The sequence below is a fragment of the Gordonia sp. VNK1 genome (genome assembly GCF_040049135.1).
Taxonomy (GTDB): Bacteria; Actinomycetota; Actinomycetes; order Mycobacteriales; family Mycobacteriaceae; genus Gordonia; species Gordonia oleivorans.
The window spans coordinates 132,329-146,207 of record NZ_JBDZDJ010000004.1 but is presented as its reverse complement, the minus strand read 5'-3'; the positions used below and the strand labels follow the sequence as shown (position 1 = coordinate 146,207).

Below are 13,879 nucleotides of genomic sequence, written 5' to 3'. Positions count from 1 at the left end.
GGTGCGGGAGAACCCCTTGGGTCAGTCGCTGCTTCGATCATCTGTTCCCCAGGCCGTCGAGCTGGCCGTAGAGCATCGCGATGGTGTCTGCCTGCTCGCTGACCTGCTGTTGCAGCTCGCGTATGCGCTGATTCTTCTCGGCCAGCGATTTCTCGCGTGCCGCCAGCGTTCGGCGAAGAGCGCCGACAACGCCCGCCTCGCCAGACTCGGTGTGCGCGGCCTCCGGCGGATGCTGTCGGTACTGGTCGATTGTGGCGATGACGTCCCGGTGTTTGTAGATGGTCTTGCGAGATACGCCGGACCGCGCGGCGACGGCCGCGACCGTGATGGGTGCGTTGGCCTTGCGTAGGTCTCGGAGTGCCTTGTCGATGTCTCGACGTTTGGCGGCGGCCACCGTGTCGCGGTGGCGGGCGAGTCCGCGCTGCGCCTTCTCGCCTGGCGGGGGAGGTTTCGACGCGTTCACTGGGACTCGCCTGGATGGGCGCCGGGATCGTGGGTGGCAGGCTCGGGACTCGCGGTCGTGTCGTTGGCAGCGGCATCGGCTTTGCGCAGCACGGATTCGTGGCTGCCTCGGGTCTTGATCTGGAGCAGCGGTAACCGGTTTGCGGTTCCGGCTCCGCTGATGCTCTTGCCGGCGCCGTCGGCTGCTGCATCGTTGTGGAGGCGGGTGATGATCGCGTCGAGTGAGGTGATCTCGCGACGGCGTTCGTGAATCCACACGTTGTCGTCGGTGAGCTCTCGGCCAGTGCGGTCGAGGTACTGGCGACGCCGAACGTCGACGAGGGCGATCGTCTTGGCGCGCTGGTCTTCGAGTTCCTCGAGATGTGTTGCATCTGTGGCGAAGTGCCCGCACGTTAAGCACGCGTTGCCTTTGTCGCAGGTTTTCAGGGGTGGCAGTAGGCAGACCCCGTTGGGTAGTACGCGGTCGGTGCGTTGGGACAGTTGGGTCATGTCAAAGATGTCAGTAGGGCTGATGCCGATATCCACGCCCGCGGCGCCGATCTTCTTGTGCCGCAGGAACTCTGCTTCTGCTGTGGCGGCGAGGGTGGCCGCGTAGCGCAGTGTCATTTCCGGGGAGGCGTGCCCGAGATAGCGTTGTACGACGTGGATGGGTACACCGTCGTTGAGTAGCTCGGTGGCGCGGGTGTGTCGCAGCCGATGTGTTTGGGAGAACCGCAGGGGATGTCCGGCGGCGTCGGTGAGACCATGAATCCTGTCGAGCTGGGTCAGCTTCACGCGGTAGGAATGGTAGGTGCGCGGGCGTTGCCCCAGATGTTGATGTCGGAGACCGAGGAACAGGTACTTCGGTGTCAACTCCGGGTATCGAGTCTTGATCCATGCTTGCTGTTCGTGGATGACGTTGACCACGGCTTGTTCGACAAGGATCGTTGGCAGTACCCCGTCGACCTTGGTCTGTTGGTATTTCAGTTTCGCCACGAATGCGTCAGGGTCGTCAGACTCCTGCGGGCGTTCCTGGCCCGGAATCGGCAGGAGAGGGTCGAAATCGAGCATGAGGATTTCCGATGCCCGACGACCGGTCAGTGCCTGCAGAAGCCAGGTGCGGGCGGCTTGTGGGTCACCGAGCCCATCGACCAGGGAGATCGTCGAGTCGGGGTGTGTGATGGCGACGGGTACTGCGCGGTCACCGGCGAGCACGTCAAGGTAGCAGAGCATCTGCTGCAGTTCGGAGGTCGAGAACCACGTCAACTCACGCTGGTTCCTTCCTCGGCGCCCTTTGAATGTCGGCCCCCACAGGCGGGTGTGTGAGTCGGTCAACGCCGCCCAACTCTTGTTGCCCGTCGACAGTGCTGCCTCGTCGGCGTTGTCGGCCATGAACGTGTAGAACACCTGTGTGCGAGACTGAGTGGCACCGATTGCGCTGTCCGACAGTGGTGTGTTTGGCCGGTATCCTGCATCGGGCGACGTGAGGTAGTCGGAAAACTCGGAGAAGAACTGGCGCAGCGACGCCCGATCTCCGGCGATGATGGGGTCGTCGATGCCGTGCGAGACCAGGAACGGACCGAGATGACGGGCAGCGTCGCGGGCACGATCGGTCACCGATGACCAGCGCAGCAGCTCGCCGGTCAGCGAGGTGCGCAGCCAAAACCTGATGCCCTCGCGGAACCACACTGGTTCGATCGGTCCCAGCCTGACTGACTTGTCGTGGGCGGGTTCATGTTCCCGTACCGGGATTCGCGGGTCAGCGCGTAGGTCCCACACATCGTGTGCCCACCACGGTTTCGCGGTGCAACGCACCGAGACGTACAGGTGGAGTTGCTCGATCAGGTGGGTGATGTTGCGGCGGGCGCCGGTGCTCGGCAGTCGCTGGTTGCGGCGTTCGAACCCGACGAGTGCATGGCGGATCACGTGTGCCACGTCGAGGTCGGCGATACTCGTTGGTTCGCGATGGTGCGCGGCCAGGTAATCCGCGACCGCGGCGTCAAGGGCGCGACCGCACCACTTCAACAGAGACGGTTCCATCTTGCGAATACCCTCATGCCCGCAGAGCCATACCCACCAGGCGATTTCGTCGCAGAACCGTTGCGGCACAGACGATGGTGTGAAGTCGTGGAACTCTGCGGCGCGGTTGGCGGTCATGTAGCGCTGATTCTGCAGGAACACGGTGTTCGCCGGGGCGGTGTCGATGCTGTACTGCAGGGTGCGCCATTCCTCGGGGACTCGAGCCCATTCGCGTCCCCACACCTGGTCGGTCAGTTCCAGGCCGGAAGCGGTCGGACGGCGTGCCCGCGAGGCAGAAGGTCTATTCCTGTCCGTTGTCATGCAGTCCCTTCCACCCCGCGACGTAGTTCTTCCACTCTGCGACGGAACGCATTTCGGCGTCCTCGGTCACCCACCCGTAGATCGACAGAGTGGTTTGCACGTCGGCGTGCCCCAGTCGCCTCATGACGACGTGCTCGCGGACCCCATTGAGGAGCAGCGCTGTTGCGTGCGTGTGCCGAAACCAGTGCGGTGTCCACTGGCCGGGCAATTCAGGTCTCGCTGCGCTGATTGTGTCGACCTTGTCGTACACAGTGTCGGGGCGCATCGCCGCGTACCGCTCGCCTCTGGCGAGGTTGACGAACACGAAATGTGTCGCCAGGTCGTTGACGGCGACGTCTGCCCCCTGCGCGATCAGTTGCCACACGAACTCGCTGTAAAGACCGACCAAATCGTCGCCGATGTAGATGCGACGTGCACCCGACTTTGCCCGCACGCCGTGCGGGTGGTCGTTGCGGCCAGCGATCTGTACGTATGGAGTGTCGCCGCCGCTGATGTGAAAGTCGTGGTGGCGCAATGATAGGGCTTCGCCCAGCCGCATGCCCGTTTCGGCGAGGACTGCGAACAGTAGACGGTCGCGTAACCCGGAGGCGCTCCCTGACCAGTCTTGCTCAGTCTGTGTCGAGCAGGCGTCGAGGATGGCGACGACCTGGCTTGGCAACAGGACTGGAGTCTCGCTCCGGTTAGGCGTGCGGTGCCGGTAGATCGGTTGGTCACACTTCTGTTGAGGGCCGACGCCGGTGAGGAACGGCGAGTAGGGATTGCGGCGTGCGGTGCGGGCGTGTGAGGAGTAGAGACGGCGATACGGGCCGGTGAGGTCATAGGCATCGGCGAAGTACCGATACATTGACAGCACTGCTGCGCCGCGAGGTTGGAGAGACGAATCAGCCATGCCGGCGTCCTCGTGCGGTGGGCCAATCCGCGCCGTATTCGGTAGGTCGCCACTGCGGAGATAACGCAGGAACTCCCCGAACAGCGTGGTGGGGAAGTCATCCCACGCGTGACCGGTGTGTTCGAGGACTGTCCACCATGCGGCCAGCCCGTACGCGTAGGACTTCACTGTATTGGGGGATGCCCCCTCGTCAGTGAGGAACCGCAGGTACTCGCGGGCCTGAGATACAGGTAGTCGGTCGGCGCCGATCACGGTGACCGAGTGCGTTCGATCAGGAAACGTCAGTCGCTGCACTCTGGCCACCGCGACACCTCACGCCCGGTGCCGTCGTGAATCAAGCACAACGACGTCAGCCTCGCCGTGGGCCGCCGCTATCCGTGTCGGAGTGTTCGGGCTCTGTGGGATCGGAAGCGACGGAGCGGTACGCTGTGTCGCCAAGATCCAATCGAGGACATCCAGTGGCAGCCCAGTGGCGCCTTGGGCTGCTAACTCTCCCAACGACATCGCTCCATAGCAACGCTCAACGAACTTGCTGATCAGTCGTGGCCGCTCGGGCTGGCGATCCAGCCACCCCGGCTCCGTCACACCCCAGGTGTGCCCTGTATCGGGGTTGGTCCGCGAATACAACTGCTTGGTGAGCATCTCGGCCCGGACCGGATCGATCAGACCCGCATCACGAATGTGACGGATCAAGGCGCCCAACGATATACCCCATTTATCCTTGAGTGGTTTGAGGTTCAGCAACGACATCATCGTCGGTAGCTCGGTTGCGACCACAGCAATCGGTGCCAGAAGCTCAGCCGCGAACCGATCGGCTTCACTCTCCTGATCAGATCCCACCACACACGACACACGGCTATGTAAGACCAAGTGCCCCAACTCATGTGCAACCGTGAATCGAGTTCTCTCCCACGACTCAGACTCCCGAAGCACCAGCAGCGGCCGGTCACGATGCTCACCGACCCAGCTCGAATAACCCAGGTGTCGTTCGGTCCGGGCATACGCCGCCGACGCCGCAAACTCGCTATCCCACTCACCCCGCTCCCGACGACGCACGATGACGGGCGCGCCCACACGTTCTGCCTCATACATCAGATCGTCGAAGGGCTCATCAGGATCGAGTCCCATCGCCTCGCGGAGCTGCAGTGCCGCCAAAGCAATAGGCACTCCGGTGGACGGGCCACTCTGAATCGCAGGCACCCGTACCGGCGGTAGCTTCGAATGATCATCCAGATCGTCGAGAATGTCACCAGCCAGTGACGCGAACACCGCCAAGAACTCTTGCTCGCCCTTCGTCATCGACTTAGGTGCGCGGAACAGCAACTCTCCAGCCGTGAGTCGTGTTCGCGGCTCGCTACTGAAAAACCTTGCAGGAAAATCAAACAGGGCAGAGAAACGTTCAATCTCTTCGCTCGTGGACCACAGGACAGAGGACTTCTCTAGCTTCGTCTGCCGGGTTGGGCTCCACCCCATGGACTCGCACACCGATGTCGCCGACATCCGTCGCAACACCCGGGCCTGCCTGACTCGTGCACCAAATACTTCAATCATCGTGTGCTCGATTCAACATCATCGGGCCGCGTCCGAAGTCGCGGCCCATCAACCGCGTGGCCACCTAGGACGGCGACTGCGGCGGGGCAGCTTCTTCTGGACCCACGACCGAATCGAAGTCGTCGTCCATGCGTCGGGGCTTCTTGCCCCTCCCGGAAGTCGTCGAGGCCGATTCCAACGGAGTTGCCGGCATTCCCGGCACACCCGCAGAAGTCTTGCGAATCTCCATGATGGGCTCGGGTAGGGGAAGGGTCGCATACAGAACGGGCTCCACCTTGTTCTTGACCCACCCTGCAGCGAGTTCTGCTCCACCCAGCCCCAAGCTGCCGGGCCACCACAGCACGTAGAACGTGAAACCCGGAGGTGGCGCCATCAGGTCGTCCCCGCCGAACGGCTCTCCCAGCTCGTCCTCGAAGCTCAGCTGCAGCTCGTTTGGACGCCGAATCGGCTGACGACCAGGGATGTACGGGACTGGTTTGAGACGCTCGCCATCCTCGCCACGTGGAAACAGCTTCGTTCGCACCACGGTCCCGTGCCCATCGACAAGGACCATGGAGAAGCCGTAACTGCCCCGAGCCTGCAGCGTTGATTCCTTGGTTTGCCGTCGCTCCCTTGACTTGAGCGCGGTTTCGAGAAGCGACGCCGACCGAACGATGCGACGCGGCTCGCCCTGGTCGGCGAATCGAGTGTCGGTCTCTGACGCACGGGCCACCAAGTCGCCATGAAACTCGCCCAACACCTGCTCGTGCTGCTCGCGAAACTTGAGGAGCAACCGCCCCGGATCGTCGTGTAGTTCCATGGGGCAAAAATTTACCCCCTAACCCTCCATTGAGGAGGGCAACACGCCGGAGCGATTCCCTGTCGGATGCTGACCACACGACGCAATAGTATACATGTTACCTCTGTCATTTGTACAGATAGACCGGTATATTTGCGCTTCAGTCGTGGCTTAACCCCACATAAGCGGCTGATATCGTCATCGGCGTCTCCCGACGAGCGGACGGCACCCGGGGTATCGCGGAGATCGGGATGCTGCATCGGGAGCCCGACGGACTCGTCACGATCGTCCCGGTCTGGTTGTCCGGCAGCGGGATCACCGACTATCACCCACAGCTCCGCGATCTGATGGCACGCCGATGACGCCGGTACTGCTCGCGCTCGCGTGCGCGGTGCTGTGGTCGGGTCGCCCTCGCGCCGCACACCGACTGCAACGCATCCGACTCGCGTCGCGGTCGTCGGTGCCCGCGTTCGCGCGGTGGCCGATCGTGATGCTCGGCCTGGGTGCCGTGGCGGTGATCGGCGGTGTCGCGCCGGTGATCGCGGCGGGCATCGTGGCCGGGGTGGCGTGGTGGCTGTCGCGGCATCGGCGTCGACTCGGCGAGCGTGCGCACCACCGCGACGAACTCCTCACGGCGCTGACGTTGATGATCGCCGAACTCTCGGTCGGCGCGCCACCGGCACGAGCATGTTCGGTTGCCGCACAGGAGATGTCGACGGGAACCGACGGTACGAGCACCGTCGCGGCGGCGTTGTCGGTGCTCGCCGGACGTGCCGAACTCGGCGGCACCATCGTCGTCGACGCCGATGCGGGCACCGATGACGAGTCGTGGAACCGGATCGCGATCGCCTGGCAGACCGCGGACCGATACGGACTACCCCTGGCCGAGCTGCTGGACTCGGTCCGCGCAGATCTGGTGGAGCGCCGCGGGTTTGACGATCGCACCCGGGCCGGTCTGGCCGGTCCCCGGGCGACGGCGTCGGTTCTCGCGGTGCTGCCGCTGCTGGGTATCGCATTGGGTCAGGCCACGGGTGCGCGTCCGGTGCAGATCCTGACCGGCGGTGGGCTCGGCGGGGTGTTGCTGGTGGTCGGTGCGGGGTTGGTGGCCGCCGGGCTGGTGTGGTCGGAACGGATCTCCGACAAGGTGATCACCCGATGACCACGATGGTGCTGCTGTGCCTCGCCGGCGCCTGCTGGTGCTGGCCGGAACGCCGCTGGATGCTCTACCGCGTCGTCGACATGCCGGTGCGCAACCGTGAACCCCGGTGGCTCGGCGCCACCACGCGCCCCGACGATCCCTTCGCCGTCGCGGCGACACTGGATCTGCTCGCGGTCTGCCTGCGTGCCGGATTGCCTGTGGCGGTGTCGGTCCGGGTTGCCGCACAAAGTGCCCCGACGGGTGTGGCGCGCCCCCTGGCCGCAGCGGCCGAACTGCTCTCCCTCGGAGCCGATCCGCAGCAGGCGTGGGCACCCGCATCCACCTCCCGCCCTGATCGCCGATGGTGGCGGCGTCGTCGCAATGGTTCCGCCGTAACATGTTTCGACGAACTCGCCACCCTGGCTCGGCGATCGGCGCGGGCCGGGTCGGCGCTCTCGCAGGGTGTCACCGACCTCGCCGGAACCGTCCGGCGTCGGGCGAACGACGATGCCCTGGCGCGCGCCGAACGCGCCGGCGTCATGATCAGCGGACCGTTGGGCCTGTGCTTCCTGCCGGCCTTCGTGTGCCTGGGCATCGTGCCGGTCGTCGTGGGTCTCGCCGCGCAGACCCTCGGCGGGATCTGACCCTAGCCTCGAGAAAGGAATCGACGTTTCTCCCGCCAATCGCCGAGCATGCGCCGCTGCTGGAAGCGCAGATCGGTCCCGACCTCACCGAGGGTCACATCGGGGCGTCGCAGTGCACGTGCGACCGACCCGGCCAGCGTCGTGACCGGCATCATCTCCGCCGGTCGGCGGACCCGGTTGTAGATGTCGGCGAGGATCGACGCGTAGCCGATGTCCGCCCCGGCCCGGCGGTACAACTCGTACTCGAGTGGGGATGGCGGCAGGCCGGAGGCCAGGAAGTTGGTCCACTGATAGACCTCGACGCATTCCCGTTCGCGTCGTCGTGACCACATGCCGGTTGCCCGGTCGAGGGCCGCCGGATCGACGCCGTCACGTCCGGCCAGCACCGGCGCGAGGTACTCGCCGAGCAGCCGACCGTAGTGCAGGCCGTCGCGAATACCCTGGGCGGTCACCGGATCCTTGAAATGCCCGGCGTCACCGGGCAGCGCCCAGCCCGGTCCGCTCGATCGACGGAAGTACGATTCGATGCCCACACACGACCGCACACCCGAGCGCAGTTCGCAGCCCTGCAGCCGACGAGACAACCCGGGCAGCGCCTCGATGCCACGCAGATAGGCGTCGTGGGCCCGGCGTCCGCGGAACTCGGGGATCAGGTCGATCGGAGGCTGCAGCAGGCACAGCAGATCCCCGCCGTCACACGGAAAGGCGGTGCCCAGCAGGCGGTCGACGCGCCACTGCGAGGCTATGTGCCGCAAGTCATCTCGATCGTCGGACCAGTAGGCGTAGTAGCACGCCCGTCCGCTGGGTGCGACGAGGGTGGGCCTCGCTGCACCGACGAGGGTGGCGACGAGACTCTTGCGTCCGTCCGCGCCGATGACGACGGGGGCACGCACCTCGTGCACCGCGCCGTCGTCGTCGGTGTAGACGAGCCCGGCCACCCGACCGCCGTCCCACACGAGATCGGTTGCGCTGCAACGTTCCCGGATCTCCGCGCCGGCCGCGCGTGCGGTGTCGACGAGGGCACGGTCGAGGTGGGTGCGGCGCACACACATCGCATAGTCGATACCGGACACCGGTGAATAGGGCGTCTGCCAACCGAGGTCGCCGAGCGAGGCCTGCGCCAGCGGCATCCGCGGGGCGCCGATCGCGGTGACAGCAGGTAACGCGCCGAGTGCGGCGATCTCGGCCATCGTCGTCGGCCACAGCAGATGGGTGGACAGGGTGTCGGACGGGAACCGGGCGGAGTCGATGGCCAGCACCCGAAGTCCGCGCTCGGCGAGGGCGGTGGCGGTGGCCGATCCGGCGATCCGCGCGCCGACGACAACTGCGTCGAACTGCTCGACGGCAGAGTCCATCGATGTTCCTCTCCGTCGACCCCCGACATGCAGTCCGACACAGTGTCAGGCGACGTTATCCCTGCGTATCGCATGTGTCAAGGCGGGCGGTAGGATCTCGGCATGGGCTCGGTGACGAGAACACACAGCGGGCACGGACCCCGCCGCCGGGCCGAGATCACCCGCCGCGTCCTCGACGCCGTGGAAGAGCTGTTGAGCTCCGGCGAACGATTCACCGAACTCCCGGTGCAACGGATCGCGGAGCACTCGGGCATGTCGCGCACCAACTTCTATCAGTACTTTCCCAACAAGAGTCACCTGCTGATCCAGGTGGCCGAGGTGGCGTCGGCGAAACTGTTCGCCGCCCCGGCATCGTGGTTCGCCGACGACGCATCACTCGATGCCGGCGTCGCGGGCGTGGAGTCGGCGGTCGCCGCGATGATCGCCGAGACCCGAGGACACTGGCCGCTGATGCGTGCGGTCGCCGAGGTCGCCGCGTACGACCCCGAGGTGGCGGAGTTCTACCACGGCCGGATCGGGATGTTCGTCGACTACGCATACGGGAATGTCGCCCGCTGGCAGGCCGACGGCCGGGTCGATCCGGTGGTCACCCGGGAAGCGGTCGCCGCCATCACCTGGATGGTGGAGCGCGCCGCGACCCAGCACATCATGACGGTCGGGGACGACACCTCGGGGGACGCGGCGGTGGCCGCGGCGCAGGCCCGGATCATCTGGCTGACGATCACCGCCGGCCCCGAATGACGGTGCGGTAGCGGGCTCTTCGGTCGGAGCAGAAATTTCTCGGGGATTCGTGGAACCGCGGCGCCCTGCGGTGCGTCCAATCCCGTGAATCAACCCGACGATCGAAGGGACCACCCCATGTCACCTCACCGCAGATACCGTCAGACCCGCGACTGGATCACCGGTCAGACGCTGCGCCTGATCAGCGAGGACGACGCCATGAGCACCGCCGAATACGCCATCGGCACCGTGGCCGCGGCGGCCTTCGGTGCGATCCTGTACACCGTCGTCACCGGCGGTGACATCGTCTCGGCGCTGACCGGCATCATCAACAAGGCGTTGTCGACGTCGGTGAGCTGAATGTCTCGGCAGGAAAGCAGAATTCGGCGCCGATGGCTGCGGCGGCTGATCACCGGGGATGCCGGGATGGTGACGGTCGAAGCGGCGTACGGGATCTCGGCGATCATCGCGATCCTGATCCTGGGCCTCGGGGTCATCGGTGCGGTCGTCACCGAGATCCGGTGCACCGACGCCGCTCGCGAGGTGGCACGACTCACCGCCTCCGGAGATGCGCAGGCACGTTCGGCGGCAACGGATCTGGTCGGTGGCGATGCGCGGATCTCGGTGACCACGACCGATGTCCGGATCGTCGTCGAGGTCACCGACGGCGTGCCGATGCTGCCGGGTGTGTCGATGACCGCCCGCGCGGTGGCCGTGCCGGAGCCCGACGGCTCCGACCAGGTGGAGTTCGCGCCCGGGGTCCGGCCATGACCGGGGTTGCTCCGTGACGGCGGTATCGCGGCGTGGTGGTGTCGTCGCCGATGAGGACGGGTATGCGACGGTGGTGGCGGCCGGGGTGATCCTCGCCGTGCTGACGGTGCTGCTGATGGTGGTCTACGTCGGGGCGTCGGTGGTCGCTCGGCACCGCGCCCAATCCGCCGCCGACCTCGCGGCCCTGGCCGCCGCCGTCGATCAGGTGGGCGCCGCCGCCGATCCGTGTGCGTCGGCACGTGAGGTGATCGCCGATCAGCGAAGCGGTGCGCAACTGAGGACGTGCGGGCTCCGGGGAGGTGATGTGGTGGTGGAGGTCGTGGTCCCGATCGAGTTGGGCGTGTTCGGGTCCCGGGAGGCCGGTGCGGCGGCACGTGCCGGTCCGGTGAGTTGAGGGCGGGCACGCGTCGGCGTCACCGGGTGGCCGCTGACGCCGCACGTCTGGCGGCGACGGCCGACGCCGCGGTGATCAGTGCCGCCACCAGCCCGAACGCGAGCAGCACCAGCCAGGCCGCCCGGGCGCCGTCGAGCAGGTCGGCGTGCGCCGGGCCGGTCGGATCGGTGGCGTCGGCGCGGCTGTCGTGGCCGGCGATGTGCAGGGTGAGGGTCACGACGGCCACACCGATCGCGACGCCGACGTTGCGGAACATCGAGATCAGTGAGCCGGCGGTCCCGGTGCCGCGTGCGGTGGCCGCCGACATGACGGCGGCGTTGTTGGCGGGCACGAACACGCCGAGTCCCACGCCGAGCGCGACCAGTGCCGGGACGATCCAGCCGAGCTCGATCGGATGGGTCGCCAACGCGACCAGCGACCCGAGCATCACCACACACGCCACCGCGGTGCGCGTCGTGTTACCGGCCCATGCGTGCAACCACACGGTCGACGCGACGGTGGCCACCAGGAATCCCGCGGGCATCGCGAACAGGATCACGCCGGTCTCGCTCACCGATCTGCCGAGGGGGACCAGGATCTGCGGTACGAGCACGGTGGGAGCGATCAGCAGGAGGTAGCTCACCAGGGCGCCGAACGCGCCGATCGCGATCTGCGGGGTGCGCATCGTCGGCGGATCGATCAGTGGGGCGGCGGCATTCTTCTCCCGATGCCAGAACGCCGGCACGGTGAGCAGGGGACTCGCCAGCAACGCGAGGGAGGCGGCCAGGCCCAGGGGAAGGCCGGAGAGTCCGGACAATCCGATCAGCAGGCCGACGGCGACCAGGGCGAGCAGAAGCGTTCCAGGCCAGTCGAATCGAGGCATGCGGCGACGGGCCGGTCCCGGCGGGAGGAGGATGAAGGCCGACCCCAGCGCGAGAAGCCCGATCGGCACGTTGACCCAGAAGATCGACCGCCAGCCGAAGGCGTCGACCAGGAATCCGCCGCACATCGGTCCCAGCGCCAGGCCCGCCGACTGCATGGCCGCCTGGACGGCGAGCCCGTCGCGGAGCTTGTCCTTGGGCATGTTCTCGGTGACCATGGCGATCGCATTGCCGGCGATCGCCGCTCCGCCGGTACCTTGCAGGACACGAAAGGCGATGAGGGACAACAGATCCGGGGCCACACTGCAGAGCAGTGAACTCACCGTGAACACCGCATACCCGCAGAGGTAGAGCGTCTTGCGGCCCAGGCCGTCGCCGAGCCGGGCGCACGGCGCGACCAGCGCGACCACCGTCAGCACGTAGGCCACCGACACCCACTGCACAGAGGCGAGGGAGGCGTCGAACGAGCGCTGCAGGGTCGGCAAGGCGAGTGTGACGATGCTCGAATCGAGCTGAACCATCAACGCGCCGAAGCTGATACCGGCGACGGTGTACCAGTACGACCGGGGTGATCGGTCCACCCAGGCGGGCCGTGCGAGCGTTCTCCAACCCGCGCTCGGCGGGGCACCCTCACCGACGTTCATGAGCGGTCATTGTGCCCGAGAACGCGGTCATTCGGCCATGCGACGATGCCCCGACCCGCGGCGCCCCTCCCGCCGCCACGACGATTCGTCCGGTGGAAGGAATCCGCGGCACTTCGCGTGCACCGTCGCTCCCGGCACTGCGACACTGGGCCGCATGTTCTCCGCGCTCCCACGACGTCCCACGCGACGCCCCGTCGTCGTCACCATCGGGATGGTCCCGGCGCTGATCGTGGCGCTGACCGCCTGCCACTCCGGCACCGATTCGGCATCGGCGGGGTCGGCGTCGCCGGTCGTCGTGGTCACCGAAACCGCCACCGTCATCGTTCCACCCGGCGGCGGCCCCCCGACGACGATCACCCCGACACCGGCCGCCCAGACCCCGGCCACCCAGACCCCGACCACCCCCGCCGTCGACACCGCCGCCTACGCCGGTGACTGGATCGGCCACACGCGGCAGATGACGCTGAATCCCGACGGCAACGGCACCATGAAGGTCTACAGTGGCGCGTTCAACGGTGAGACCTGGTCGGCGACGTGGCGTGGCTCGGGCCAGGGCATCGCCGTCACGTTGGTGAGTCAACTGTCATCGCAGGGGTTGGGCACCAGCGGATCCATGTACGCGGGCGCGACGTACAGCGCAACCCTGCAGACGGACGGCGACGGCGTGCGCTACCTGGCCATGACCGGCTTCGGGGATGCGACGAACACGGTCGCCTGGTGTAGCGAGCGCTATGGCCGATCACTCGAGTGCGGCGCCTGAAACCAGAAGCTCCTCACCCGCGCGCCCCTCACCCGTGCGCCTCGTCGCCCACCACGATGCGTTTCGGGTACACCCGTACCGAATGCATGGGCGCGAACCAGACCTGCCCGAAGTAGACCGATGCGTCGCCGCGGTAGGCCAGCTCGAGCGGGGTGTCGCCGACGGCGGTCCGGATGCGGGGGCGGACCGCCGCGACGAACGGCGCCCAGTGCACCACCTCGCCCTCGGTGAGGAATCCGCCGGCCGCCGCCCACGTCTCACCGCTCTGCTCGTCGACGGTAGCCAGGTACACCTCGCCCAGCGACGGGCTGATGCGGGGGCCGACCATCGCGCTCTGCAGATACCAGTGCGCGGAGTCGACGAACTCACTGTCGTCGTGGCGAACGGCGGTCCAGGCGTAGTGGATGTCGAGCGCGTCGAGGGCCTCGTCCTCGGAGAAGAACACGTCGCTCTCGCCGATCGTCGGCGGCAGACGATCCGGCTCCTGCGTCGGACGGGCCAGGAGGTAGTACACCGGGCGCGCCCGCAGGATGGTCCGCGACGGTGTGCTCCGCCGGGAATCCCTGTCGTGCATTCGACCAGTATCACCGAGAA

The 13,879-nt window shown here is 66.6% G+C and carries 15 protein-coding genes; 7 read left to right on the top strand and 8 right to left on the bottom strand.

Translation table 11 applies throughout. The features are described from left to right. Positions 1 to 37: 37 nt before the first annotated feature. From ABLE94_RS06550 to ABLE94_RS06530, 5 genes are all read right to left on the bottom strand, one after another. The gene (locus ABLE94_RS06550) at positions 38 to 463 is read right to left on the bottom strand and encodes a DUF6262 family protein (RefSeq protein ID WP_348808370.1); all 426 of its coding nucleotides are present in this window, start codon (positions 461 to 463) and stop codon (positions 38 to 40) included. Next, the gene (locus tag ABLE94_RS06545; protein WP_348808369.1) at positions 460 to 2,781 is read right to left on the bottom strand and encodes a tyrosine-type recombinase/integrase; all 2,322 of its coding nucleotides are present in this window, start codon (positions 2,779 to 2,781) and stop codon (positions 460 to 462) included. Before ABLE94_RS06545 ends, ABLE94_RS06550 begins: the two co-directional genes overlap by 4 nt. Continuing rightward, the gene (locus ABLE94_RS06540) at positions 2,762 to 3,973 is read right to left on the bottom strand and encodes a tyrosine-type recombinase/integrase (RefSeq protein WP_348808368.1); all 1,212 of its coding nucleotides are present in this window, start codon (positions 3,971 to 3,973) and stop codon (positions 2,762 to 2,764) included. Before ABLE94_RS06540 ends, ABLE94_RS06545 begins: the two co-directional genes overlap by 20 nt. Before the next feature lie 9 nt (positions 3,974 to 3,982). Continuing rightward, a complete protein-coding gene (locus tag ABLE94_RS06535) occupies positions 3,983 to 5,221 on the bottom strand; it encodes an ImmA/IrrE family metallo-endopeptidase (RefSeq protein WP_348808367.1) in 1,239 nt (412 codons plus the stop codon). A gap of 64 nt (positions 5,222 to 5,285) precedes the next feature. Next, entirely contained in the window at positions 5,286 to 6,020 is a 735-nt protein-coding gene (locus tag ABLE94_RS06530; RefSeq protein ID WP_348808366.1) for a hypothetical protein, read from the bottom strand. Between the two features lie 337 nt (positions 6,021 to 6,357). Here ABLE94_RS06530 and ABLE94_RS06525 point away from each other — a divergent pair, with 337 nt between their 5' ends. Together ABLE94_RS06525 and ABLE94_RS06520 are read left to right on the top strand one after the other, a co-directional pair. Further along, positions 6,358 to 7,158 carry a type II secretion system F family protein gene (locus tag ABLE94_RS06525; protein WP_348808365.1) on the top strand — a complete coding sequence of 267 codons (801 nt, stop codon included), beginning with the start codon at positions 6,358 to 6,360 and terminating at the stop codon, positions 7,156 to 7,158. After that, entirely contained in the window at positions 7,155 to 7,781 is a 627-nt protein-coding gene (locus ABLE94_RS06520; RefSeq protein ID WP_348808364.1) for a type II secretion system F family protein, read from the top strand. Before ABLE94_RS06525 ends, ABLE94_RS06520 begins: the two co-directional genes overlap by 4 nt. Positions 7,782 to 7,783: 2 nt before the next feature. Here the strand turns inward: ABLE94_RS06520 and ABLE94_RS06515 are convergent, their stop codons facing one another. Next, positions 7,784 to 9,136 (bottom strand): NAD(P)/FAD-dependent oxidoreductase, encoded by a 1,353-nt coding sequence (locus ABLE94_RS06515; protein ID WP_348808363.1) that lies wholly within the window; start codon positions 9,134 to 9,136, stop codon positions 7,784 to 7,786. A gap of 102 nt (positions 9,137 to 9,238) precedes the next feature. Between ABLE94_RS06515 and ABLE94_RS06510 the strand changes: the two genes are divergently transcribed. The 4 genes from ABLE94_RS06510 to ABLE94_RS06495 all read left to right on the top strand — a co-directional run bounded on the left by ABLE94_RS06510 (position 9,239) and on the right by ABLE94_RS06495 (position 11,021). Next, entirely contained in the window at positions 9,239 to 9,877 is a 639-nt protein-coding gene (locus tag ABLE94_RS06510; RefSeq protein ID WP_348808362.1) for a TetR/AcrR family transcriptional regulator, read from the top strand. Positions 9,878 to 9,994: 117 nt separating this feature from the next. Then, positions 9,995 to 10,216 carry a DUF4244 domain-containing protein gene (locus ABLE94_RS06505; RefSeq protein ID WP_348808361.1) on the top strand — a complete coding sequence of 74 codons (222 nt, stop codon included), beginning with the start codon at positions 9,995 to 9,997 and terminating at the stop codon, positions 10,214 to 10,216. Further along, positions 10,217 to 10,627 carry a TadE family type IV pilus minor pilin gene (locus tag ABLE94_RS06500; protein WP_348808360.1) on the top strand — a complete coding sequence of 137 codons (411 nt, stop codon included), beginning with the start codon at positions 10,217 to 10,219 and terminating at the stop codon, positions 10,625 to 10,627. 13 nt (positions 10,628 to 10,640) lie between these two features. Continuing rightward, complete coding sequence (locus ABLE94_RS06495) at positions 10,641 to 11,021, top strand: Rv3654c family TadE-like protein (RefSeq protein WP_348808359.1); 381 nt, start codon at positions 10,641 to 10,643, stop codon at positions 11,019 to 11,021. Between the two features lie 19 nt (positions 11,022 to 11,040). Here the strand turns inward: ABLE94_RS06495 and ABLE94_RS06490 are convergent, their stop codons facing one another. Next, on the bottom strand, positions 11,041 to 12,525 hold the full coding sequence (locus tag ABLE94_RS06490) for an MFS transporter (RefSeq protein WP_348808358.1): 1,485 nt from the start codon (positions 12,523 to 12,525) through the stop codon (positions 11,041 to 11,043). Between the two features lie 154 nt (positions 12,526 to 12,679). Between ABLE94_RS06490 and ABLE94_RS06485 the strand changes: the two genes are divergently transcribed. Beyond that, positions 12,680 to 13,285, top strand: a complete 606-nt coding sequence (locus ABLE94_RS06485; protein WP_348808357.1) for a hypothetical protein — start codon at positions 12,680 to 12,682, stop codon at positions 13,283 to 13,285. 28 nt (positions 13,286 to 13,313) lie between these two features. Here the strand turns inward: ABLE94_RS06485 and ABLE94_RS06480 are convergent, their stop codons facing one another. Further along, positions 13,314 to 13,859 (bottom strand): hypothetical protein, encoded by a 546-nt coding sequence (locus ABLE94_RS06480; protein ID WP_348805309.1) that lies wholly within the window; start codon positions 13,857 to 13,859, stop codon positions 13,314 to 13,316. Positions 13,860 to 13,879: the final 20 nt, after the last annotated feature.